Below are 24,489 nucleotides of genomic sequence, written 5' to 3'. Positions count from 1 at the left end.
TTCTATGTCTAAGTTTATATCTGTAGCCTTCATAGCAACAGCCCTTATCCTGACAGCAACTGAATACCCAAGCACCACACTCGCTGGCACCTGTGCCTCCAAGTGTGGTTCACACCCAATCGAGTTTAAACCTGGTCAACTCATCAGAGTGGAAGTAGTCAATAGCACACCTAACTTAGTTAAATTCGAGAAACCGTATGATACTGGTTCACTTTCCCTGCAACCCGGACAAAAATTACAGTTAAAGCAAGGAGATGGTACAGAACCAAACGTGTCTCTTGTGTTTTGGAATGAAGCAGGGTTATCTTTAAAGGCAATTGTCTCTCAACCAAACTTTGCAACGTTGCGGGTGGAACTCCGTCCTAATTGGCAAACTCCAGGTCATCGTAGTGTCTACATTCGTGACGATGGTCGAGTTAACGTGTTTTAAAGTTATGAGACTTTTTGAGGATAGATGAGTTCTTCTTTGCCAAACCAATCATCCCTATTTTTTCAACACCATCGATCCATCTGGCAATGTATTTCCATCTCCATTAACAAAAGCCCAACGACTGATCACTCGTCCTCCGTTTGCTAAACCTCCTGATAACCATTGTGGTATAAAGCCATAGCCCCCTTCTTCCCATTGCCCTGACTCTATAGTCCAGAATTTTTTCCCTTGATTTCCTCCATTTACGCGCCATGCGAGGTTAGGGAAATAATAATCTCCTGGTTCCAACCTGGTTAATTCTGACTTTAATTCAGGAATTGCATTTAAAGAAATTGCTCCCTCATAAATTGTTTTGTTACCAGAACGAGCAAATTGTATCTGACCTTCTGCTCCACCTGATGGACTAGCATTCATCTTCATAAGAGCCGGATTAAGAGTTGCATTGGTTGGATAATATCCCTGATGATTTGTACCAGGAGCACGATATCTCCACAACTCACTTTTATTTCCGGTGCTATAGGTAGCAAAAAATTCATAATCTACATCTGCAGCCAAAGCCTTTTCATAAAGCAAGTGCCCTTTGAGCAAGTCATCAGGATTATTTTTTGTGCAATCGATATTAATAAATAATCCATCTGTATTATCATCACCTTTAGCGCCATCGACTCTATTTTCTCTGAACCACTCAAAGCTAGGATTAAATGGAGGGAATGGAGCATGATTATCGTCAGCAATTTCTCCGGCAAAATATAAGTTATTTGAATCCCATGCTACTTTGAACTTATACGCTCCATCACCCATATTTGTGGCAATGACATCAGACCAATCATTCAAATTACCATCTACATTTATGGTTTTCTTTAGGGCATACGCTGATTGTATCTTCCAAGAACCAGTTTGAGGTGATGATTTTCCATTTATTGATAAGGAGTAGCTAATGTTGTAATTATTCTCGCTATTTGTAGAGAAAGAATTTATTGGAAAGCTGAAAATTCTCTGTTCGCCTGGTTTTAAATTTTCAAATGCTATTTTATTTGTAGATAACGTCCATCCATTGGGAGGAGTTATTGATAACGTTCCACGACGAGGTTTATTGACGACATTCTCTAGTTTTATGTCGATTGTTCTGCCTTTTATAACAGGTCCTGATAAAGATAATGCTGTTACTTTTATTTCTGTTTTTAATTTAAAATCAGCCTTCTGCAATATCTGCTTTAATTTTGAAGCAGGCATATCAGCTACTATATATACGACTTCTACTGGAGTCAAAGGAATGTTACTCAAATTGTTTATCTTATTTCCTCTGTAATCGTAGACTTGTATGTTTGAACCATTGATAGACATAGTCCCAGAATACTCATCAGAGGGAACCTTACCTTTAGCCTGACTACCTCCATTTGGATTCCATGGATTACCTATATCACCATAAAATGGACTATTAACAAATACCGCTGCTCTAGCACGATTATCTGCTGAATAATCGTTTTCAAACACGATTCCCCACATTGATTTTGAATTAGGAAAGACATCATCCACTATTTTGGTTCCTTCCAAGACCCGAGTCATCGTTCTATATGCATCCTTCGCAGCCTCATTATTTTTTATATCGTGCATTCCATGTCCACTCCAGTTAAACCAAAAAGCTCTTACGGGTCTTTGAGCATAATGACCTGCTAACATATGTAGCAAGAAGCTGGAGGGTATCGTACGAGCGACCCATATATCCTGATCTGAGGAGAACATATCACGAAATGTTCCAAACTCTGTTTGCCACGCTCCTGCTCTACCTTGGGTTTTAGAAAATTTCTTATCTAATGTTAATTGCATCAATGTACTATGGAAGGAATGGGAACCAGGAAAAGCATATGCATGGTTTACAGATCCATCCACATATCCTATGTCATTTCCCTTAGGATACATGACATCTCTGTTATAGGCTAAAGAACCTCCACCAATTAAATTAACTTTTGGAAAATCAGCTTTTACCTTGTTCCAAATTCGTTTAATTATGTCTCTGTATTCCTCAGCAGTACCACCGTTCCATGCCCACTCATCAACCCAGGGTTCATTCCAATGCTCATAATAAGGCATTAAATCATGGGTAGCCGCTACCCAGTCATAAAATTTTTGTACATATGCATCTATATTTTTTGGAGGTCCTAATTTATCACCCTCTTTCCAATCTCTCGGATAAAAAGGAGTTTGTAATGAAGATATGCCATAGCTTTTTAAGGTGTTTATCCTGTCTCTAAGAATTTTAGGATCACCATTCCAAGTCCCAAAATCCACTTTTATACCGCGAATCCATTTAACTCCCAAATCTTTAGCTATTGGACCTATGGTTTTTGGATCAGTATAACCAAAGTCTAAACCAAAGGGAGAATTAGGAGCTAATCCAGTGTATTTTGGAGGTAATTGTGCATAACTTTTTAGACTTAATAATAAGCACAACAATCCCACCAGGAAACTTGTTCGCAAGTACCTAAAGCATAATTTTAAATTGAAAATTTGTTGTTTTTTCATACAATGAAAATATTATAACTTTGGCAAAAGTCAATTTTTTTAATAGAAAACCACAGATAAGCAACAGATGCTCACAGATCTGTGGGCATAATTTACTCAAACACTACTGTTCTATTCCCATACACCAATACGCGATTCTGCAAATGCAAACGCACTGCCCTTGCCAAGACAACTCGCTCCAAATCCTTACCTTTTCTTATCAAATCCTCAACTGCATCACGGTGACTGACTCGAACCACATCTTGCTCAATGATTGGTCCTGCATCTAAATTATCAGTTACATAATGAGAGGTCGCACCGATAATTTTAACACCACGTTCAAAAGCTTTTTGATAAGGATTTGCACCAACAAAGGCAGGTAAAAATGAATGATGAATATTAATGACCTGTGGAAATTTTGCGATAAATTCTCCACTAAGAATTTGCATATATTTTGCCAAGACAACTAAATCTATTTTGTACTGCTGTAGTAATTCCAGTTGCTTGATTTCCTGTTCCTGTTTGTTTTCCTTAGTGATGGGAATATGGCAATAGTCAATACCAAACTGCTCTGCTACGACTTTTAAATCAGGATGATTGCTGATAATCAAAGGAATCTCAGCAGTAAATTCTTTTGCACGTTGTCGCCAAATCAAATCAAATAGACAATGGTCTTGACGACTAACCCAAATGGCAATGCGGCGGATAGTATCACAAAAGTGCAATTCCCATTTGGCTTGCAATGGTTGAGCAATGGCATTAAATGCTGGTGCAATTAACTCACGGGGTAAGTTAAAATCATCTAACTGCCATTCAATGCGGGTGAGAAATAACCCTGCAGCAAAATCTGTATGCTGATCTGCATGAATAATATTGCCCCCATTAGCATAGATGAAATTGGCAATTTTCGCCACCAATCCTTTTTGATCAGGGCAGGAAATGAGCAATGTTGCTGTTGGACTTGTCATGGACACATTGAAAGACTAATGATACTTTGTTGTATGGAAAGTTTTGTCTGGCAGCCTACTTCCATAATCCCATAGGTCTATAAGTGTGGGTAGGTAAAGTATCTATACAACAGTTAGCTATTCACTATAATTGTATTGTAATGAATTTTATAATTATTCTCCCTTGCTCATCGCAAAGGGTCAGCACCTGTAGCTAAGAGTTAACTTGATAAAAGGTAGTAAAAATACACGACAATTTATTTTATATAGAATATAGTTAAATAGTTCTTTAAGCTAAAGGTTAACAAAAATCACTAAGTATAATATAAGACACAGTTATCTGATAATAATCACGGATATTTTAAATACATAAACCCTAGAATTGATAGATTCTTGCCACATTCTATGAGGTTAGTTTACCTTGGCACTGAGTATTATTTACAACAAAATTATTCTCATGGCGCAAATACTTTTTATTCATTTATCAACTATAGTTTACTTGGTAATGGCTTACTGTTTCTTCAATGAATGGCTAGGATTTTTTCTAGCAGATGAAGATATCGATTCAGATCAGCGCTTAATTTCTATTGTAATTTTGGTCATAGCTACTATTTTATGGCCAATAGTCGTCCCTTTTGCTTACTGGGAATTACTAAAGTTCCATAAGAAGCACAAGGACATCATAGATTTACTCATAAACATACCTAAAACTGGCAGTAGTCATGAAGAGTGATATCAAGTGACAAAGTGCTTGTGCCATCAGGTTAAATCAAAATAAAGCTGCTATTTGCTGTTTGCTGGAGTAGGTTGAGCAGGATTGGGCGTAGCTTTTTTCACATTATCATCTATGGGTTGGAGTTGTTTCCACTCTAAGAGTTCTCGATTCACCGCATTTTCAAAATCCGTAGATACCAACAGCACATCAATCTTCCCATCAAATTTTGCAGGAGGGTCAGCTTGAGCATACATGAAACGCCGATTAAAGTCAGGCTTACCCAAAATCAACTGATGTGTTTTCTGATTTTTGAGTTTTACATTGATAGTTGCTTGAGGCTGCTCTAAACCGAATTCTGCAAGCTGGTTAGCTGAGGTTGATATTATGCGATCGCTCTTTCCCTTCACGAGCAAATTCATCAAATAACCCACAACGGCGTTACTTGCTGGGGTAACTTCAGGAGATTTTATTAACCATTTGGGTTCATCAGACTTACCACTACGTTCCACATTTAAAGTCTGATTTTTAGTTTTTACCGTCAAAGTTTGTACATCATCCTCCTTAAAGGAGAAAATTTGCTGCTTCTTCTCCTTTATTTCCTCTCGCTGAGGTACACCTTTAATTTCATAAAAGTAAACAAAACTACCTAAACTCAGCGCCAGCAGTATCAAAATTAAAGTCGTCTTTTGTAGCTTCATAAATGAGTAAGAAAGAGGATTTATGAATTATGAATGATAAAATTTTCATAATTCATAATTTTTCTATCGTCGTAACCACCAAAGAATAGCCGCCGCCACCAACCCTATCAGGGGTAAAATCAGCAGAGACGACAACTCTAAAAGATTGGCTTGTGCTGCTGATAGGTTGATGCGACGGTCTTTGGCTTCCTTAGGACTAATCGAAAGGGGTTGCCGATCCTGCTGACTCAACCAAGTGACTGAGTTAAGGAACACATCTCCATTCAGCTGCTTATCAAACAAGCCATTGATAGCGAAATCTGAGTTTCCTAATACGATCATCCGTGACTCAGCCGAAGGAGTGGAGGGAGTAGGAGAAGCTGTGGGGGTGGGGCTAGCCTTAGTTTCAGTGGTTCCCGCTGTTGTAGGTGTCGCAGTAGGCTTGGCGGTAGGAGTTGGGCTAGCTTTGCTCTCAGTTTTGGGTGCTGTGGGTGTCGCAGTAGGCTTGGCGTTAGGAGTTGGGCTAGCTGGGGTTTGAGTGGTTGCTGCTGTGGGTGTGGGGGTGGGGTTAGATTTGGTTTCAGATTGAGCTGATGGTTTTCTTGTTAATGCTACACCCAAGGTTAAAGGACCTTTGCGATCGCTTTGGGGATTAAACTGCAAGTTTTCACTTTCCTGGTCACTTTCTGCCCAGCTATTAGGATATGGTTTGGTGAGCAACAAGGGAGTCGCCTCAATCCCAGTTACTGGGGTTGTGTCAATTGGTCGTGCTAACGGATAAAAAGAGATGCCATTGCCAAAATCTTTAGTGATCGGGTGTTTGCCGTATTGAGTCACTAAAGGTGCCGCAGGACCAAGTCCAACGTTCCCAGAGACATCAACCGCCAGACGATTCTCTAACTTTACACCCCACTCAGCCAATAAACTCTCTAGTTTGGGGTCGGTATTCGGATCAATCATCAGCAGTAAGTTACCACCTCGATTCAGGTAGTCCCGCAAAGCTTTGATTTCGCTTTCAAACAGCGATCGCTTTGGACCTGCAACTATCACAACAGCCGCATCTTGGGGAACACTAGACTTTTCTGCCAGATTTAAAGCAGAGGTCGTGTAATTTTTGTCATTTAATGCTTGAACCGCTTGCGATATTGCACCCTCTCCCCCTGAAAGTTGGTGTTCGCCGTGACCTTGAAGGAAGTAAACTTTAGCGGTACTTAAGCTGATGATTTGTTGTAGACGATTCGTTAACCTCACTTCCGATAGGCGTTCGGTGCGACCTACCACTTGAACCAGCTGCCGTCTATCCCCAGATTCCAAATAGACTTCTCCATAGTCTTTGACACCAAACTTGCGTGCCAATCCTGGTCTACCCTGCGGATCTACGTACTCAAAATTAAACTTTGAACTTTGCCGACGATAATTTTCCAGCAAGTCCCGGTCTACGGGGTCTTGATTGACATCAAACACCCATACCTTTGTGGGTACTTGCAAGGAACGCACTAGTTCCCGTGACTGGGGAGCAAGAGTAAACAACTTAGTTTCTGTTAAGTCAACTCGTGTATGGTAGCGAGTCCCCAAGAAGTTAATGAATCCTAAAATTGCCAAAACTGCCAAAGTTGCAACCAAGGCATTAGTACCAGCTTGGGTGGAACGTTGTCCCCACCAGTGATTCTGTTGGTTTTGCCATACTAGCCACAATCCAATGATGACCGTTCCCAAAATGATCAATGTTAACGGGATTAGCCCCCAATTATTTGATACTAACCCAGACGTTAAGCCCGCAGCTACTAGAAACGGACCGAACCAAAACAAAAATTTCCAGGGATTCCTTTTAGCAATAGTCTTCATTTTTTTAGTCATTTGTCCTGTGTCATTTGTCATTTGTCATTTGTTAGTTGGTAGTTGTTGGTTGTTACTAACCACTAACCACTACCTACTACCTACTCCCTACTAACGTTGACTCATGACTCATGACTATGAACGTTGAAAGCGGAGTGCATCAATTGATTGAGCAGTAAGAAAGATGCCTAAAATGATGTAACTGGCAAATAAAATTACGCTGCTGGTATCGAAAATCCCTTGTACTAAGGTGTTGTAATGTTTCAGCAACGATAGATAGCCTAGAGCTTCTCCTAGAGAACCACCAATATTTTTAGCAATTAAATCAACAAACAACAGTAATAAAATTAATGCAAATGTGAGGACGGCAGACAGCATTGTACTGTCTGTTAAAGAGGAAATGAACATTCCCAAAGACAAAATTGCTGCTGCTAGTAAGATTAATGCCAAATGCCCCAGCAAGGGAATGGCTGGCGGTATGGGTGGGTTGGACGCACTCAAAGCAATGGCTTCTAATGCCAGCATAGGCATCACCATTGTTGTGAAAAAGGTTAACACTCCTAATAATTTACCTACAGCGACTGCCCAGTTTGTGACTGGTGATGTGGCTAAAAGTTCCAAAGTGCCGCGTTTGCGTTCTTCGGCATAAAGTCCCATAGAGAGAATTGGCAGCACAAACAACAACAGCCACCCCATCCGATCTAAGAATGCCCTGACAAATTCGTAAGGAACATCTATTGGTGGGACTGGCACTCCAAATTGTTGTCCTTGTAAATCTAATGCAGCTACTGTTTGCAGAATGCCCTCTGGTCCCATCAAAATGAGCACGAAGAATAACCCAGATAGAAACCAAAAAACGCCAGCAATTGCATATGCCAGAGGTGAGACAAAATAGCTCTGTAACTCTCGGCGATAAATGGCAATAATATTACCCAGTACAACACCCATCTAGGCGGCTTCTCCTTCCTTGGCTTCTGCTGTTTGTGTCTCAGTCTCCAAATTTTTTTCTTCTGTTGTCAGTTGCAAAAATACATCTTCCAGAGTAGCGCTAACACGCCGCATTTCGTGTAAACCAAATCCTGTACCTATCAACGCTGCTGCAATATCTCCTCCCGGTTCAGTTCCCAGTTGTGATATCACCCGCAGGTAAGCTCGGTTTTCCCTTAAGGGGCTATGACTATGCATTCCCACTGTAGGAATTGATTCAACCAAACTTACCCCTGGTACATTTTGCACTACTTGTTTGGCTAGAGCAGGTTCTCCCTCAATCTCTATTTCATACCCAGAACCTTTTGTCAACTGGAGCATGAGATTGTCTGGGGTATCCGTTGCTACTAATTTGCCACGATTGATGATTGCCACGCGGCTACAGGTCATGCTCACCTCTGGCAAAATGTGGGTAGAAAGAATAATTGTGTGGCTTCCAGCAAGGCTTTTAATTAAATTTCGTACCTCGATGATTTGCCGGGGGTCAAGTCCTACTGTGGGTTCGTCCAAAATGATGGCTGGTGGATCGTGAACAATAGCTTGGGCAATGCCAACTCTCTGACGATATCCTTTGGAAAGTTTGCGAATCAGGACGTGGCGTTTGTCTTGTAAATTGCAGCGTTCCATAGCTGCTGTTACTTTCCTCGTGCGATCGCCTGCGCTTACTCCCTTGATCCGCGCCACAAAATACAAAAATCCCTCCACCGTCATTTCTGGATATAACGGCGGTGTCTCTGGTAAATAACCAATGCGTTGGCGCACTAGGAGAGAATTTTCATGGACATCGAAGCCAGCTATCCGGGCTGTACCACTGGTTGCTGGTAGGTATCCAGCTAAAATCCGCATGGTTGTCGTTTTGCCAGCGCCATTCGGTCCTAAAAACCCCAAAATCTCTCCGGGTTCTACATTGAATGTGACATCAGTAATTGCTAAGGTAGAGCCGTATATTTTACTCAGATGCTCAACTGAAATCATCCGCTTTAGCCGATTGCAAATGATAAGGTATCAAACCATAATAAATCACTAAAACAATCCTGAGTCTTGAGTACTAAGTATTGAGTGTGCCATTGTTTATTTTCCCCTAAGTACTCGCTGTTTCAGGAAAATGTTTCAAGCTATGGAAATTGATTCGTGCAGATCGCCTTGTTCAATCCCCCAAAACAGTTTTGAGTGTTGAGTTATGAGTGCTCACTGCAAAGGAACACCGAAAATTTGCCGTGAGAGTATCTCCTCAGGACTCAGCAGTGATCAACATAATTTTTTGGCGCAGGAATATTCTTGTGTAAACACAGTTGTAGAGTTATCTATATCTAAGATTGTGATTATTTAAAATTTGTCTATTAACAACTAATGGTCAACTCTACCGTCGTGGCCACACTCACTGTTTATGTCAACCCTGCAATTGGCAATGATGCCAATGCTGGGACACGATTGAACCCATATAAAACTATCTCCCGTGCCTTAAAGGACATCACAACACCCAAGATGATTCTGCTCGCACCTGGAGTTTACAGCACTGCTAGTGGTGAGGTTTTTCCACTGGTGATTCCACCGGGTGTAAGCGTGGTGGGTCACGAAGCAACCAAAGGTCAAGGCATTGTGATTTCCGGGAGTGGGCAGTATAAGAGCGAAAGTTTTGGTGTGCAAAATATGACACTCCTATTACTTACTAATGCTCAACTGTTGGGTGTCACTGTTATAAATCCTCTGGAAAAAGGCACTGGCGTCTGGATTGAATCCACAGTACCAACTTTAGCTAACAACACATTTATCAAATGCGGTCGCGAAGGAGTGTTTGTCAGCGGTACTGCCAAACCACTCATTCAGGACAACGTGTTTGTGCAAAACGGTATCGCTGGGTTGGTCATGGCAGGCAATAGCAAAGGGGAAGTGTTGCGGAATATTTTGCAAAAAAATGCTTTGGGAATAGCCATAAGTGACTTTGCTGCCCCGTTGGTTGCAAATAACACTCTATCAGAAAACCGAAATGCGATCGCTCTTTCACGAGATGCCCGGCCTGTGGTGCAGAATAATCTCATCGAAAACAATATTCAACGAGGACTATTGGTTAATGGTAACGCCACTCCCGACTTAGGCAGCACTCAAAACCAAGCGGGTAACATTTTTCGCCATAACGGGCAGTTTGATATCCAAAATAACACCTCAGTTCAATTGATTTCCGTAGGCAACCAGTTGAACCCTACTCAGGTCAAGGGGCTAGTAGAGTTAATCACTGCAACAGAGAATACTCCCAGACCCGTATTAGTTAGCACGAGTTTTTCCGATATGGCTGGGCATTGGGCAGCGGCTTTTGTGGAAGCGTTGTATCAACGGAATTTGATGAACGGCTTTGCTGATGGGACTTTTCAACCAGAAGCCTCCATCACTCGCGCCGAATATGCGGCTTTAGTTGCTGCTTGCTTCAAGCCCATTTCCAAACGCGCCGTACCTGTTTTTACAGACGTACCCAAGGATTTTTGGGCTTATAGTGCCATACAAATTGCAGCCCAAGGTGGCTTTGTTGGCGGATTTAGCGATCGCACTTTCCGAAGCGAGCAAAATGTACTCCGATTACAGGTCATCGTCTCGTTAGTGAATGGACTTGCCCTAAAAGCTGCTAATAACAATCCCTTACTCGGCTACAGTGACCGTAATACGATCCCTAACCATGCTCGCACTGCGGTCGCTACTGCCACCCAAAACAAAATTGTCGTGAATTATCCCGACCCCAAGCTACTCCAGCCAAATCGAGAGGCGACACGGGGAGAAGTGGCTGCTATGGTTTATCAGGCGTTAGTAGCGATTAGGCGAACTCCTAGTATTAATTCGCCCTATATCGTTTCCGCTTCTTCATTTGAAAAGTAAAATGAAAAGCACTTCGCCTATATACTTGGAAGCACTTAACAAAAAAACTGTAGCTAAAAACACGATAGGGTGTATGAGATGGGAGCAAGATTTATGCGTATTGGCTGAAGCTGAGAGTCAGATGTTTATACCAGCCTTGGACACCTCTGCCGACTTGGCAATAGCTCTATTAATTCACTATAGTTTCGACCTCAGTGGTTACAGTGCCAGTGAGCTAGTTGACCTTTGGCAAAAACAATACCCAGGAAACTGGCTACACTTGGCAGTGATTGAGGCGCTCTATCAAGGTCGCTACAAAGCTATTTCGGTGCAACAAATATTAATATGTTGGCAGCGGCGAGGACAGGCGATTTTTCATTTCAATATGGAATTTGAACGCCTTATTTGCAGTAAGTTTCCCCAAAGTTTAACCTCACTGCATGAGGACACACAGATGTGGGGAACTGGGGATTCCCACGTTAGCGAGCCGCGCACATTAAGTGCAAAGGGTACGCCACGCGAACGTGTTAGCGAAAGCTCCTCGCGGAGCGAGGCACCCGTTCGAGAAGCATATCCCACCACGGACTCAGCATCTCCTTCCAGTGCCGTGCCGCAAGCACAGGACATGGTGGAGATTAGGGAGGGCTGGCTCCTCCGTCAAGATCCCAAAGCCCCCCGTAGTAACAACTGCCGTTCCGTTGAGGGGACTGGCGTACGACTGCCGATCACCGACGGGGAGGCGGAAACTGAAAACATGGAGATACGGCAACGCAAAGATGCCAAGACGCGGGGACGTGAGAATATTTTTGCTCGCCCCTCCGTCCCTCCCTCGTTCTCATCTCTGACTCCTCCTACCTCAGTTCCTCACCAGGAGGAGAATTTGCCCCCAGTGGCTACCAATAATCCCCCGATAGAACAATTCACACCGCAAACGAGCACTTGCTCAGAGTCATTTACATCAAAACTCAAAGCTATGTCCAATGACAAGCTGCTTTCTCACGGGCAGTTGCCCGATGAACGTCTAGCCATCCACACCCAAGAAGAAATCAAAGAGGAAAGTAGTTTGCAGTAAGCTGAATAGTTGCGTATTCTTCAGCAGCAATTAATTCATGATTGTTGGGTGTCGGTTTGCTGTAGGATCATTGCTTGGGTTTTGCACCTATAAGACCTATAGCAAATTGTCTTTGCTTATCATCCTTCTGAGTGATTGCAAAGTATCTGCTGAGATTATACATTCAATGTATGTATAATTCAACTCTACTCTCCCTTAAAGCCGCTATGCGCCCCAGGCGCACGCTACGCTCAAAAGGAGCATGCTTATAGTTGCGTTCTCAATGCATAAGCTCTACTTATTAATTCATTTGCAACTATTACTTAATACTATTTATATTGAGATTGTCTAAACGGTCTCCCTACTGAAGCATCAAAGCAAAATTGCTATCTTGTCTCGTTAAGATTGTTATACTATAATAATACATAGATAAACTTTATAGTTACGATACTAGGGTTTTGAGTAAGGCTTAGAGTTTTCTTAGCCTATACTTTGTCAGGTTAAGTGACGATAGTTTACTCAATCTACCCCAATTTACTTCTTAAAAAATTTTTTCTATAAAGGTAATATATATGTCTGCAAATTAGCCTTTTAAGCAGAGTGATTCTTGGCGAGAATGGAAGTTGCTGAATCGAAATATGATTCAATAACTCCCGGTTCTGTCAGCTTGTCAAAATTTCGAAACAGAACAAAAGGATTTCATGAGATGGAAGCAACATATAAAAGAAAAAACTCAGTTTGCTCAAAATTCTCTTTTTACATTTAAATAAACTATTAAAAATTCTAGGATTAAGCATTTTTTTTTGTAACCACCTCAGCTATAATCGTGGGTGTGCTTATTAAGTATTGAAAGGTTGAATGTTTAAAATGACAAAAAACTTTGGGGGATATTAAGGATTGAACTTTTCCAATTCTCTTTCAACATAAGCTCCAGTGGAATTGTAGAAAAAACCTTCTCACTTTTTCTCACGAATTTATAGATAGTTAGATATGAAATATCTGCATTGCTGAAACTGCTGGCTACAAAGTAGTTTGAGGCAAAACCTTGAAAAGTGCTATCTGCCGTTTCGACAATGCCGTCTCTCAAGGAAGCTGTGAATTATGAGGATTTTGCTAGCAGAGGATGATAAGCACATTGCAGAGTCACTTGCAGAAGCTCTTGTTGAGCAACACTACATTGTTGATGTTGCTAGCGATGGTGAAAAGGGCTTGGATTTTGTAAGGACTTTTGCTTACGATTTACTTTTGCTGGATATCATGCTACCAAAGCTTGATGGTGTTAGCCTTTGTCATCAGGTACGCTCTCAAGGTTACCTTATGCCAATTCTCCTTTTAACTGCTCGAGATGCCACTACTGATATAGTTGCAGGCTTAGATGCAGGTGCAGATGACTATGTGATCAAACCATATAAGCTGCAAGAACTGTCTGCTCGTATCCGAGCTTTGTTGCGTCGTGGACATACTACTCTATCTCCTGTGATGGAGTGGGAAAACTTGCAACTTGACCCTAATATTTGTCAGGCAATTTATGAAAATCAGCCTTTGCAGCTCACTCCTAAAGAATATCGTCTGTTAGAGCTTCTCCTTCGCAGTAATGGTAGCGTTTTGAGTCGCAGCAAAATCTTAGAAAACCTTTGGTCTTTTGACGAGCCTCCAGAGGAAGATGCAGTCAAGGCTCTTGTCAAACGTTTAAGACAGAAGCTCAAGGCAAATGGCGCACCGGATGATTTTGTGGCGACAGCTTATGGTATGGGATACTATCTCAAACAGTATTCACAAAATAAGCCACTTTACCATAATGAAAATCCCAACAGCAGCCAGTGCAGCCAGAATAAGGAGATGAATAATACTTCTGGAAAGGGCAGACAGAAGTTTTCAGGGGAAACGTTTTCCACTCTCAGTCGTTGGAAGTATTAAAAAAATGTGGACAACAAATTGACCAGTTCATTTAAGTTAGAAATTGCATTCTGCCTAGTTTAATGTTTCAACCTCTGCACAAACGTTTCCCTGTTTAGTCTCTACACAAACGTTTTCTGCTGCTTACCTTAACAGCAATACCGACAATACCCCTGTTATTATCAGTAACTCAAGAATCTAGGAAATTTAGATATTCTGTCGTTCAAAACCTATATTTGCCACAGAATATAGAGCATAACGTCAAGCAAGTGTTGAACAAGGGCTTGCTGACCTTAGCTCAGACTGCTTCTCCTAGTTTAAAGTGCCATTAGCAGTGCATCCACTTAACAAAAATGCTGCTCTCGAAATCAAACTTGAGATAGTAGAAATCGTGGTCGTATTTGTGGGTATTTTTGCCGCCATAGGTCTATTCTGGTTTATTTTCAAATCCCTGAAACTGAATATTTAAGAATTCCCAACTCTTACACTCCGTTAGTTCAGGAGCCTTTTGGGAAGCATCATCGCGAAAAGCCGGACTCTGAGGAAATGATCTCAGGTACACAGGGGCTGGATATTGCATCAGTACTGATAGTCTTCTGAATACGGTTGGAATTCACCTGTTGTGTTAGGTTATGGTGTATGTTGTTATTGGCTACAGCGTCTTGGGATGAAAATAGTGCCCAAGAGCAAGCTCCTCCTGCAAATCCCGCAGCAAACACGATTGAAGCCAGCCCTATTTTCTGTGCCCTACCTCCAGTTGAAGGAGTTTGTGTTTGTGGCTGAATGTCCCTTATAGTGGGAGCTTGAGGCTCTAGGGTATTTTCTTCTGCAAAAGCAGTATGCAATTGTGGATCTCCAGTTAAAGGAGTATACAATTGTGTTTGTGGCTGAATGTCCCTTGTAGTGGGAGCTTGAGAGTCTAGGCTATTTTCTTCTTGTTCTATAGGCAGATAGAAGGATTCCAACAATTGCCACTTACTACCTAGTTGGTTAGAAATTTCTTGCTCAAAAACACCTGCTATTTGCTCCCCTACCAAAGCAGAACTCTCTGCTGGTATTGACATATTGGTTTGCTTTGTAGAATGACGAGTCAGGACTTCATTGATGAATTTCAGCTTCTCTAAGGTCATGCTGGATTCACCTAAAGTATGTGGACTCACATTTGAAGTGTCAATGATAGAATAGCTTGCCCTGAATTCCATCATTCTGATTTCGATAGTGAGCCGATATTTTTGGGTTTTCAAATCAAAATATGTGGCTACACTATCACTGGAATTTGAAACTGAAGTGATTTCAGATCCAGCAAAATACTCATCTTCAATTTTGTTAAGAACTAGCGCAGCCTTGTAAGCTTCGTCTAACGCTCTTTCAGGTGTTTCTAGGAGCCATTTTTTAGCTATATTAACATATTTTTGTACTTGCGATGTGCTTGAACTGAGATATTTTTTCTCAGATTCAAATTTTCCTATCACTTCCGCAGTTTTATGGACTTCCTCTAATACCTTTTCAGACGTTTGTGATATCCACTTGTTGCCAATATTGATATATTTTTCAACTTTGGCAAACATAAGTATATTGCGGAATTCTGAGCCTTGAGTCATTTTCATAATTAAGCACGTCGAAAATTTACAAAACACTTGCGAGGCTGATATGGTTTTGAATTGAATCTCCAAGTCTCGAACTGTTTCCTAATCAGGACTTGGAGACTTTTTTAGCCTATTCTCCTGCAGTTTACGATCGCTTTAATTAAGTGCCATTCCTACTAGGAAAAGTTTCATTTCATCAGGGCAAACAGGCATTGAACATCAATCATCCATTTCCTTCAAGGTAGCCATTGTCGAAGGAGACATCCGGCTGAGAGAACGGAAGATCCAGTACTTAACCATTGTGTCAGCGACAACTGGGACTGTTGCTATGAACAGAGAGATCGCACTGCGATTGGCTGCAACTCCCAGATGGGCTGCCAAGCTTTCAAGCAGAACCTCCCACCCATGAGGAGAGTGGAAACCCACGAATATGTCAGTTGTTAGAATGATGGCAAACGCTTTAGCACTGTCGCTCAGACCATACACAATATTGTCTATGAAAGATTTGAGCACAGCAATATCTTGTCGTCTGAACAACAAGACTAGGGCGAAAGCGAAAAGCGCCACTATATCAGCAAAAACGTTGCTGACAGCACTATGACTCTTATGCCGAAATTCCTCTGCAATTTCAACTGCTTTATGTTTAACTTGCTCCTCCAGCGCTTCTGCACTAAGCCGAGGAGCAGAACCGATTAGGCTTTCCAATTCGAGCTCTTCTTTGAACATGTGTAGTTCCTCGAGAGCTTCCTCCTTCATCTCAGAGTTTAAGAAGACTTGTGCTTCCTCTCCTCCCCTGTACTTCTCTACAATCGGAAGAATCAAGAAATTTTTAGATATCTGTTGCGTCAATAGGGGGACAATAATTAACAACGCCAAAAGCCTCAGAGCAATAACTGTTTGTGCTCTAGAGCGGCGAAATGCATTGACGACGTCTTCTTCAGCTCCAGGACTCAGATCGTTTTTGACTTTATCGAGCGTCTTCTTGATTGACTTTGGCAGTACTCCAGGCTTACCATTGTCTGACTCAGTGTACCCTTGCAAGTCTAAATCTTTTGAAGTTTGTTTTTTTCTCTTGCCAGAGGGGACTGGTTTTACGTTAATGATATTTATGGGCGATGGATATGACTTGTTATTGACGACTGGGCTGGAAGTTGTTGGAGATGAGACCGGAGCCAGCGCAGAGGTGTCTGGATTGGTAGTAGTATATTTTGCTAAGATTCCCTCTACAAATATCAGCCTCATCAAGTGATCTTGTCCGAGCTTGCCAAGTGTAGATCTGCTGCCATTGAATTCTTTCATTCTTTGTTGAAGAATGTCCAAATTTTTCTCGAATTCTTCTTGGGGAAACTCAATGTGACCATTATTACGTATCTTGTCACCATTGAAATATCTGCCTTCAATGAATTCGATTTTCAACGCAGCCTGATAAGCTTGCTCTAGTGATTGTTCTGGTGTTGCAAAGAAGCGGTCTTTGAGCCAAGAAGACATAACAAAACCCTAGTAAGTAATGCGTTTTTTGCTTGAATTCTATGTGATAAAAAGCCGTATTAGTTGATATGTTAAGCCTAATAACACAGCAACAAGGAAGTTGCCGGGGTCAGTGGCAGCAATTATCAGAGCAGTTGGTCTAACCTCAGAGCTAACCTGCCATCGCTAGCTGGCTTAAGCTAGCACTACACCAGACAACAGCTTGAAGGCCGCAGAGAACACGAAGAAGCTGATTCTTAGAACGCATTGATAGTAAAGATATTGAAATTCTAGATGAATAATGTAGATTGTTACCTTTAGTTAAGCAAAAGAAGATAGACAAATCAGGGACAAAAAGGTGACAAACTCGGGACAAAAGATAGATCTGTGAGTTCAACTAGCTAGCGAAGGCTAATAAATCCAGCATTCTTAATCAACTCCTGACCCTGAGCGCTCAATAACAGAGCGGCATAAGCTCTACCAGCCTGTTCATCCTCTTGACCGTTTTGCTTAATGATCACAAATAATCGGCGAGTAATGGGATATTCTCCACTTTGTATGGCAGCCCTGTTTAGGAGGTTGCGCCGATTTGGACATTGAGAAAGCTCCACAAAAGGCTCCTGATAGGGAGGAACCAGTTGATCAGGTTGATAACCAATCGGCAAAGGTTTAACATTACACTGTGGCACTACCTGGGTAGAACTGGCATAATAGATACCACCAGAATCTGAAGCCACTTTCCTCAAGCCACTGGTTGTGTCAGAAACAATCTTGACGTTAGAACCAAGCTTCCCACCCTCCAAAACATTTTCTATAAAGAATTCAACCGTACCACCAGCTTCTCGAGATCGAGAGTATGGAGTAACAGGGAGGTCTGGACCACCGACTTGCTTCCAGTTGTTAATTTTGCCTGTGTAGATACCTTTGATCTGGGCGACAGTCAGACCAGGAATTTTCACAGATGGATGAACGGCGATCGCAATTCCATCAATCGCCACTGGTATCTCTTTGAGGGTAAAACCGCGTTGTCTTGCCTTTTGGTATTCTTCGTCTTCGATTGGGCGGGAGGACTGAGAAAAAGCAAGCTGATCCTCTAACAGCATCTTGATGCCGGTACCAGAGCCAGGCTTATCACTGGCTGGATTTGTGTAGCGCAATTGAAACTGTGACCAGGTGGTTGGAATAATGGGGTCTACTATTTTTCGGATGGGTGCCCAAGTTGTACTACCTCCATAGTTAAATAACCCCGATGGAACATTTGGCACTTCGGCAAAGGTTTTAGCCTTCCCTTGGGCTTCCTGTAGTTTCTCCCCGCTACCAACCTGGGAACCCACGAACAAGTCGCTAACATTTTCAAGACCAGACCAACCACTAGCCCACCAAAATCCTGCACCGATTAGTCCTGCTGTGATCAGGAGGAGTGAAACTAGGATTGCCGTTTCTCTTGTTTTTTGAGACATAAGGTCTTTGCCAATTTATCAAAAGCATCCTTTAAAAGCAATGCCTTCTATAGCGACCCCAAATGATTCGTGAAAAGAGTGGATTACTGTCATTCGTCATTGGTCAGTTGTTATTCATTGCCTCACTAGACCAATAACCAATGATCAATAACAATTACCACAATCGTTTCCCAAGTCAAATCGGATTGCTATAGCCGTGAGTGCTCATCACAATCAAAAATGGTCTTGTTTTATTAACAAGACCATGTGATTAAACAATATCATTGATTTTTAGAAAATATGAATTTTAACTCATATCATAAGTAACCCGTATTTTGAGGCGCGTCCTGACCAACAATGTTTCTGAGTGCCGATAGAAACTCTAATTCTATGTAAGGCTTGGTGAAGTAAGCGCTAGCGCCTAAATGCATTGCTAAACTGCGATGTTTACTGTTACTACGGGTTGTTAGCATTGCCACAGGGATCTTTGCCAACTGAGGGTCTTGGCGACGGTAGTCAAGAAACTCAAACCCATTCATCTTAGGCATTTCGACATCACAAATCATCAGTTGCACCATTGAACTGTGCCGCAGTTGTTCGATGGCTTCCCATCCATCCCGCGCTTGCAAAACTCGATAGCCAGCTTTCTCCAAAGTGAAAACCAAAGCTCGCCTAGCGGTAGCAGAGTCGTCAACAACAAGCACTGTAGGCGTTGTGTGTGTCTTGTTGGGAGCTACGTTCTCGTGTGCCGAAAATTGTTTATCAGTGGCTAACGACTCGGTTGCAGGTGCTATGGCGGATATGGTAGTTTTGCTCTGCGCCAGAAACTCTTCTAGCAACAAAGCCCCATTAATCACGGGAATCAGAGTGCCACTTCCCAAAATAGTACAGCCAGAAATATAGTTGGGAGGAGTGATCATTGAGCCAAAGGGTTTGATCACCAGTTCTTGTTCAGCAACTAGATTGTCAACTTCTAGAACAAACATCTCTTGCTCCCGACGGATCAGCAGCAGCGGTTGAGTGCTGTTTTCTGTTGAGGAGACACTGACCGCTGGATTGCTAAAGGATTCTGGCAATGGACAGTTGTAGCCCAAAAGATCGACCAATCGATAAATAGGAATAGACTGCTCTTGCCAGGTTAAAAATTGCTGGCTATCAGCTTGGTGAGTCTGATCGGCTTGGGGAGTAATAATCCTGGCGATGCTGTCGATTGGTAGTGCTACAGTTGAGGAACCCACTGAGCAAACCAGTAATTTGGCGACCGTTAGTGTAAATGGCAGGCGTAAGGTAAAGGTTGTGCCCTGTTCAGGCGAGGAGGTTACAGTGATCGTACCTTTCAGCGATTGTAGCTCGGCCCTAACGACATCTAGCCCGACACCCCGTCCAGAAAGTTCGCTCACCCGACTTGCGGTTGAAAAACCTGGCTCGAAGATCAGTTCAAACAGCCCAGTCGTAGGAGTCACTGCCAATTGTTCTGGCGACAACAAGCCTCTTTCAAGTGCCCGAGAACAGATACGCTCCAAATTGAGACCCTGACCATCATCCCGTACTTCAACAACGGTTTGGTTGCCCTGGTGATACGCTCGAATTTCAATTTCGCCTTGCTCTGGTTTTCCTCGTTGACGCCGAATATCTGGAGGCTCAATGCCATGATCAAAGGCATTCCGAAGTAAGTGCAGAAGCGGGTCATAGAGCTTCTCCACAATGGCTTTTTCAACCTGTACTTCTGTTCCTGTTAGTTTTAAGCTGACGGGTTTGTGATAAGTGGTAGACATATCCCGCAATACTCTGGGAAAACGACTCAGCACGTTACCAATTGGCAGCATGCGAGACCACATGAGTTCATCCCGCAGTTGAGAGAGCATTTGACGCTCCTGTCGAATTGTTCGATTCGAGCGTCCACTAAATAAGGCAATATCATCCACTGCTTCTTTGAGCTGCGCTACTTCTTCCAGGACTCCCTGCAACGAGGAGTGTAGCGCTCCGTAGCGATCCATTTCCAAAGAATCAAACTCTGCCAAGGAGAATCCAGAAGCCGATAACTGAAGACTAGATGCAGAAGGATGATGTGCAGAGTCAAACGAATGAAGCCCTAATTCCCGGTTCCCGTTCCCTAACGCCACCTTCTTTCTCTGGTCAACAGATAATGATGCGACCACCATGGTGTCTGATACGTTTTGTACCTGCTTGATGAGTTCTTGAAAGCGATCAAAACGCGAGAGTAACTCTTCAATTGCTTCCTGAATTTGTTCATTTTCAAGAGCAAACATATTGCGGTTAATCGTTAATTCGCCCAAGAGATTATTCATCCGCTCTAACCGAGCGAGGTCAACCCGAACTGAAATATTGGCGGCATTGGGGGAAAACTGCTCCTGAGCCTGTTTGCGAATCTGAAATTCCTGCGTCGCAACGGGCTGAATTGAAAAAGGTTCTGTTACCTGCGAGACTACAATAGAGATCGACGGAGTAGGGCTAGCAAGATTTAGCTCGGGTAAGGTTGTAGGAGTGTCTTGAAAAGGTGGTAAGTTTGATTGCTCACAAGAGCGCGTAGGCGAAGTGATCGCAGGTGTAGCAATCGATCTGCCCACAATCTCCATGAGAGATGGTGGTTCTTCTGCTGCTTCAGGATCGTCGATGACGGTTGGGGTTACCTCTTCTATATCAGCCTCAAACAGGAAAACTGGGCTGTTCTCACTCGCTTGTGTCGCTGTAATTGGTTTCTTCCCACTTAACAAGTCCTCTAAGGAAAGGGGAAGGTCCTCTTGTGAGTGTTCAACCGCAGCTTGTGAGTTTAAGGAAGCGATGGCTGAGTCGAAGATACTTACGGGTGCTTCTTCGATAATTTCTGAGTCTAAGGAAGCGATGGCTGGGTCGAAGATACTTACGGGTGCTTCTTCGATAATTTCTGAGTCTAAGGAAGCGATAGCTGGGTCGAAGATACTTACGGGTGCTTCTTCGATAACGGTGGTTTCTGCCAAAGTCATCAGGGCGGCTGTTGGGCTACCTCCTTGGGTGCGATCGCCTGCAAGGACAGCCTCTCTGCTAGCCTGAAAATTAGCAAGTGCCAATTGGGCGATGTGCAGCGCTTGATCTGGATGAGCAAGTAGCGCAGCTAAAGTCGTTTCCGCGATTGCTTTAAACCCTGGAAGTTCTAGAAACTCAGCAAATCTGGCAAATAATTCTGCTTGTGCGCGTAATTCTCTTGCAATTTCAGAGTTTTGGGGGTTAGCAGCGATTGTGGTGGTAAGGTGCTCTAACCCATGAGCGACATCGACCTTAAAGACTGATGCGACAATGTCAACGTTTAGATCCCCAGAGTCAGGCATATAGTAGTTAGCCTGAGTGAGCGCATCTCCCAGTTGTTTTTCGATCTGAGTAAATATAGGGTCAGCAGCGGTTAGGGCTGACTCTAGGTCAAAGTAGCCGATTGTAATTTGCTCTGTTAGGGGAAGTCGGAGACAATCGTATGCTTGTAGCAGCAACCCTTCGAGATCGGCATCGATGACTACTGTCTCGTCGTAGAGTGCCCTGAAAATGTCCTCTAGTCGATGGGCAATGGTTATGATGCCCTCAAGTCCCACAATGGCAGCACCTCCTTTGAGGGAGTGAGCCGCTCGCATTAACTCGTGGAGTTTGGTTGTGCTGCGTTCAGACCTTAGGGTAAGCAGCCCTGTTTCGAGCACTTGCAGCAACTCAGGAACTTCTTCAATGAAAAATTGATAAGTTTGGTCACGAACATTGGGGGACATCGACATAATTTGCTTCTCCCTGATTCATCAGTGCAACGTTTGATGCTACTGTACTTTAAACTTGCTGACACTCCCTTGCAGCACTTTGGCGACTGCGACCAGTTCCTCAAAGGAAGCCGACACATTGGTAGCTGAAGTTGCCGTGTTTTCCGCGATTGTAGCCACCTCTGCTATCGTTTTGGTGACGATCTCAGAGTTTTGAGTTTGCTCAACTGTTGCCTGGACGATCGCTTCCACTACTTGATGGATTTGAGCATTGGCTGTGACGATTTCGTTTAACCCAAAAAGCGTTTCATCTACCAATTTGGTTCCAGACACGACCTGTTCAGTCCCGACTTCCATCGCAGCAACCACTTCACCAGTTGCCCGCTGAATGCTGGATATCAGCTTTTCGATATCATCGGTGGCTTTTGCCGATTGCTGGGCTAGATCTCGGATTTCCTCCGCAACGATCGCGAAGCCTCGACCTTCTTCGCCAGCGCGAGCAGCTTCGATGGACGCATTGAGCGCCAAAACGTTTGTTTGCTCCGCAAAATTCTTAATCAGGCTCACCACGGTAGATATCTTTTGGGAAGACTCCCCTAGGTACTTGACCTTTTTACCTGTTTCTGCTACTGTTTCTCGAATCGCCACAATCCCATCTACTGTTAAGTTCATCAGCTCATTTTCTAGTTCAACGGTTTCAGTAGCTTGTTGAACTGTTGCTTCTGCTGTTTTAGCGTTCATGGCGACTGCGTGGATTGAGTCAGACATCGCTTGAATCCGCTGCATGGCTGTCATAATTTTCTCTGACTGCTGCAAAGCGCCTTCGACTAATGTTTGAACCAGGCCCTCACTGTTGTTTGCGGTTGCTTCTACTTGGTTGGTTGCGGTTTGAACTTGCATGACAATCTTCCGCAAGCTTTCAATCACGTAGTTATAAGAGTCAGCGACCGTACCAACTTCATCGTCCGTCACATGGGCGTAGACTGTCAGATCTCCTTTACTGACAGGATCTACTTCCACCAGTAACTCGAACACCCGTTTTTGCAATAGTTCTTTCTCTTGCACGAACTGCTGTATTTGCGCTGCCATCTTATTGATGGTGCGACACAGCATGGCCAGCTCATCTTCCCCTTGTACATCCAGACGGGTATTCAAGTTTCCTTGACCCATTTTCTCCACGGCGAAGGTTGCAGCCAAGAGGGGACGGGTAGCCCGATTCGCTAGGATAGCCGCAATTGCCCCTATCAGTAGGGCTGCTGCTCCTATTCCAATGAGTAGAATGAGGCGTAGTTTCACCAAAGGAACGAAGGCTTCCTCCGTAGGGCGGGCAATACCGACTGCCCACCCTGGCTCTGGTACCCCCTTTAAGTCTGTTATGCTTGTGAAACTGACCAGGACTTCTTCCTGGTCATTCCTATCCATGGCAATTCGGCTGACTACTGAATTTCTATGTACTTCTTCCAAGACTTGTGCCCAGGACTCAGTAAATCCCTCATAATCTAGTTCAGCCGAGTGACCGAGCAAATCTGCTTCCGAAGCAGCAAAAATCTGCCCATCAGGATCAACCATCTCATATTCCCAACTGATGTCTTGAACAGATTTGAAGATTTCGCCCAGATGCTCTGATGACATTTGAACCAGAACAATGCCAAGGACTTCACCCGTTCCAACCTGTTTAATGGGTGCAGCTACTTCCAAGTGACTTCTGCCTGATGATACAGTCGTGTTCGGGTTGTTAATGGCTGGGGACTGAGTTGCGATCGCACGTTGAAAGTACTCTCGGTCACTATAGTTCTCATGGGGGTTCAAGTGCCGCGATGAATGGGACTGAAACAGTAATTTGCCCGTTATGTCAACTACGGCAATACTGTCGTATTTCCCGTTGCTAGCCTCAATAAAACTGTCCAGTAGACTTATCTTTTGCTCTTGTGTGGTTGTTCTGGTCAGATGCGATGTCACAAAAGCCGAGTCTGAAACCGTTGAGTTTAACTGTTGTGAATCTGTCAGCAAGGACGACTTAGCTATTGCTTCAGCGTCTTCAACGAATCGATTGATGGTAGCGCTAATTCCGCCTCTCACGCCAAGGATACGGCTTTCTTGCTCTGCAATAATTTGCCTTGTCAGAGAGCGACTCGCCAAGATATAAGTGATACCTCCAATGGTTGCTACCGGAATCACACCGATGGCAATTGCCAAAGCTGTTACTTTTGTTGGCAAACTCTTTGGTAGCCTCAGTTTTGGTAAACGTAACTCCTGCCACCAACTTGCTTTCCACCATTGGCGAGAAGGGTGTCGAGTCCTGAATGAGTTTCTACTGGTATTCGCTTTTTGGGAGTCACGCATCAAAGACTCAAGATATTTCTGAGCCATAGAATTTA

Annotated in this window: 14 protein-coding genes and 1 pseudogene; 4 read left to right on the top strand and 11 right to left on the bottom strand. The window is 43.2% G+C overall.

What is annotated here, in order from left to right; all coding sequences use genetic code 11:
- The first annotated feature begins 4 nt into the window (after positions 1-4).
- On the top strand, positions 5-430 hold the full coding sequence (locus tag MAS10914_RS0123895) for a hypothetical protein (protein ID WP_017318469.1): 426 nt from the start codon (positions 5-7) through the stop codon (positions 428-430).
- 54 nt (positions 431-484) lie between these two features.
- On the opposite strand, the gene MAS10914_RS0123890 is transcribed toward MAS10914_RS0123895, so the two are convergent.
- The 6 genes from MAS10914_RS0123890 to MAS10914_RS0123860 form a co-directional block, all read right to left on the bottom strand.
- Positions 485-2,953 (bottom strand): DOMON domain-containing protein, encoded by a 2,469-nt coding sequence (locus MAS10914_RS0123890; RefSeq protein ID WP_017318468.1) that lies wholly within the window; start codon positions 2,951-2,953, stop codon positions 485-487.
- A gap of 92 nt (positions 2,954-3,045) precedes the next feature.
- On the bottom strand, positions 3,046-3,900 hold the full coding sequence (gene purU, locus MAS10914_RS0123885; RefSeq protein WP_017318467.1) for a formyltetrahydrofolate deformylase: 855 nt from the start codon (positions 3,898-3,900) through the stop codon (positions 3,046-3,048).
- Between the two features lie 762 nt (positions 3,901-4,662).
- The gene (locus tag MAS10914_RS0123875) at positions 4,663-5,292 is read right to left on the bottom strand and encodes a DUF4340 domain-containing protein (RefSeq protein ID WP_017318465.1); all 630 of its coding nucleotides are present in this window, start codon (positions 5,290-5,292) and stop codon (positions 4,663-4,665) included.
- A gap of 63 nt (positions 5,293-5,355) precedes the next feature.
- Entirely contained in the window at positions 5,356-7,116 is a 1,761-nt protein-coding gene (locus MAS10914_RS0123870; RefSeq protein WP_026082773.1) for a GldG family protein, read from the bottom strand.
- Positions 7,117-7,242: 126 nt separating this feature from the next.
- A complete protein-coding gene (locus tag MAS10914_RS0123865) occupies positions 7,243-8,055 on the bottom strand; it encodes an ABC transporter permease (protein ID WP_017318463.1) in 813 nt (270 codons plus the stop codon).
- Complete coding sequence (locus MAS10914_RS0123860) at positions 8,056-9,069, bottom strand: ABC transporter ATP-binding protein (RefSeq protein WP_017318462.1); 1,014 nt, start codon at positions 9,067-9,069, stop codon at positions 8,056-8,058.
- A 375-nt stretch (positions 9,070-9,444) separates the two neighbouring features.
- Between MAS10914_RS0123860 and MAS10914_RS0123855 the strand changes: the two genes are divergently transcribed.
- The 3 genes and pseudogenes from MAS10914_RS0123855 to MAS10914_RS0123840 all read left to right on the top strand — a co-directional run bounded on the left by MAS10914_RS0123855 (position 9,445) and on the right by MAS10914_RS0123840 (position 13,906).
- Positions 9,445-10,959 (top strand): DUF1565 domain-containing protein, encoded by a 1,515-nt coding sequence (locus tag MAS10914_RS0123855; RefSeq protein ID WP_017318461.1) that lies wholly within the window; start codon positions 9,445-9,447, stop codon positions 10,957-10,959.
- Positions 10,960-11,080: 121 nt separating this feature from the next.
- A pseudogene (locus tag MAS10914_RS36465) lies at positions 11,081-11,377 on the top strand (hypothetical protein); the annotation flags it as partial.
- Positions 11,378-13,090: 1,713 nt separating this feature from the next.
- Positions 13,091-13,906, top strand: a complete 816-nt coding sequence (locus tag MAS10914_RS0123840) for a response regulator transcription factor (protein WP_017318458.1) — start codon at positions 13,091-13,093, stop codon at positions 13,904-13,906.
- Positions 13,907-14,403: 497 nt separating this feature from the next.
- Here the strand turns inward: MAS10914_RS0123840 and MAS10914_RS0123830 are convergent, their stop codons facing one another.
- The 5 genes from MAS10914_RS0123830 to MAS10914_RS0123810 form a co-directional block, all read right to left on the bottom strand.
- On the bottom strand, positions 14,404-15,486 hold the full coding sequence (locus tag MAS10914_RS0123830; protein ID WP_232224225.1) for a hypothetical protein: 1,083 nt from the start codon (positions 15,484-15,486) through the stop codon (positions 14,404-14,406).
- A gap of 204 nt (positions 15,487-15,690) precedes the next feature.
- Positions 15,691-16,959: a hypothetical protein gene (locus MAS10914_RS0123825; protein WP_017318455.1), complete on the bottom strand. Its 1,269-nt coding sequence runs from the start codon at positions 16,957-16,959 to the stop codon at positions 15,691-15,693.
- A gap of 380 nt (positions 16,960-17,339) precedes the next feature.
- Complete coding sequence (locus tag MAS10914_RS0123820; protein WP_017318454.1) at positions 17,340-18,398, bottom strand: PstS family phosphate ABC transporter substrate-binding protein; 1,059 nt, start codon at positions 18,396-18,398, stop codon at positions 17,340-17,342.
- 296 nt (positions 18,399-18,694) lie between these two features.
- On the bottom strand, positions 18,695-22,132 hold the full coding sequence (locus tag MAS10914_RS0123815; protein ID WP_026082772.1) for a hybrid sensor histidine kinase/response regulator: 3,438 nt from the start codon (positions 22,130-22,132) through the stop codon (positions 18,695-18,697).
- Between the two features lie 39 nt (positions 22,133-22,171).
- Entirely contained in the window at positions 22,172-24,481 is a 2,310-nt protein-coding gene (locus tag MAS10914_RS0123810) for a methyl-accepting chemotaxis protein (RefSeq protein WP_017318452.1), read from the bottom strand.
- Positions 24,482-24,489: the final 8 nt, after the last annotated feature.

The sequence above is a fragment of the Mastigocladopsis repens PCC 10914 genome (assembly GCF_000315565.1).
GTDB lineage: Bacteria > Cyanobacteriota > Cyanobacteriia > Cyanobacteriales > Nostocaceae > Mastigocladopsis > Mastigocladopsis repens.
The sequence above is the reverse complement of the archived record's forward strand: the minus strand, read 5'-3'. Positions and strand labels throughout refer to the sequence as shown.

What these genes read in the sequence shown, in the direction of transcription:
- MAS10914_RS0123890 (WP_017318468.1), bottom strand. Translation starts at nt 2,953, where the DNA reads ATGAAAAAACAACAAATTTTCAATTTAAAATTATGCTTTAGGTACTTG.
- MAS10914_RS0123865 (WP_017318463.1), bottom strand. Translation starts at nt 8,055, where the DNA reads ATGGGTGTTGTACTGGGTAATATTATTGCCATTTATCGCCGAGAGTTA.
- MAS10914_RS0123840 (WP_017318458.1), top strand. Translation starts at nt 13,091, where the DNA reads ATGAGGATTTTGCTAGCAGAGGATGATAAGCACATTGCAGAGTCACTT.
- MAS10914_RS0123895 (WP_017318469.1), top strand. Translation starts at nt 5, where the DNA reads ATGTCTAAGTTTATATCTGTAGCCTTCATAGCAACAGCCCTTATCCTG.
- MAS10914_RS0123815 (WP_026082772.1), bottom strand. Translation starts at nt 22,132, where the DNA reads ATGTCGATGTCCCCCAATGTTCGTGACCAAACTTATCAATTTTTCATT.
- purU (WP_017318467.1), bottom strand. Translation starts at nt 3,900, where the DNA reads ATGACAAGTCCAACAGCAACATTGCTCATTTCCTGCCCTGATCAAAAA.
- MAS10914_RS0123830 (WP_232224225.1), bottom strand. Translation starts at nt 15,486, where the DNA reads ATGACTCAAGGCTCAGAATTCCGCAATATACTTATGTTTGCCAAAGTT.
- MAS10914_RS0123825 (WP_017318455.1), bottom strand. Translation starts at nt 16,959, where the DNA reads ATGTCTTCTTGGCTCAAAGACCGCTTCTTTGCAACACCAGAACAATCA.
- MAS10914_RS0123855 (WP_017318461.1), top strand. Translation starts at nt 9,445, where the DNA reads ATGGTCAACTCTACCGTCGTGGCCACACTCACTGTTTATGTCAACCCT.
- MAS10914_RS0123810 (WP_017318452.1), bottom strand. Translation starts at nt 24,481, where the DNA reads ATGGCTCAGAAATATCTTGAGTCTTTGATGCGTGACTCCCAAAAAGCG.
- MAS10914_RS0123820 (WP_017318454.1), bottom strand. Translation starts at nt 18,398, where the DNA reads ATGTCTCAAAAAACAAGAGAAACGGCAATCCTAGTTTCACTCCTCCTG.
- MAS10914_RS0123860 (WP_017318462.1), bottom strand. Translation starts at nt 9,069, where the DNA reads ATGATTTCAGTTGAGCATCTGAGTAAAATATACGGCTCTACCTTAGCA.
- MAS10914_RS0123875 (WP_017318465.1), bottom strand. Translation starts at nt 5,292, where the DNA reads ATGAAGCTACAAAAGACGACTTTAATTTTGATACTGCTGGCGCTGAGT.
- MAS10914_RS0123870 (WP_026082773.1), bottom strand. Translation starts at nt 7,116, where the DNA reads ATGAAGACTATTGCTAAAAGGAATCCCTGGAAATTTTTGTTTTGGTTC.